The 204-nt window shown below is 62.3% G+C and carries 1 protein-coding gene; it reads left to right on the top strand.

Going from position 1 to position 204, the window contains the following annotated elements; translation table 11 throughout:
• Nucleotides 1-204 (top strand): alkaline phosphatase PhoX (locus A3728_RS21310; RefSeq protein WP_150120941.1); only part of this gene is annotated, 204 nt, incomplete at both ends.

Genomic DNA, 204 nt, shown 5'->3' with positions numbered 1-204 from the left:
CCGGTTCCATGACCGGTTCAATATCGACAAGGAGCCGCGGATGCCCAACAAGTTCGGCTGGATCGTCGAGGTGGACCCGATGGACCCGGAGTCCGTTCCCGTCAAACATACCGCGCTGGGACGCTTCCGCCATGAAGGTGCCGAAACCACCGTCAGCAGCGACGGCAGACTGGTGGTCTACATGGGGGACGACGCGCGTTTCGA

Source organism: Sulfitobacter sp. HI0040, assembly GCF_001634885.1.
In the GTDB taxonomy this organism is placed as follows: domain Bacteria; phylum Pseudomonadota; class Alphaproteobacteria; order Rhodobacterales; family Rhodobacteraceae; genus Sulfitobacter.
The sequence above is the reverse complement of the archived record's forward strand: the minus strand, read 5'-3'. Positions and strand labels throughout refer to the sequence as shown.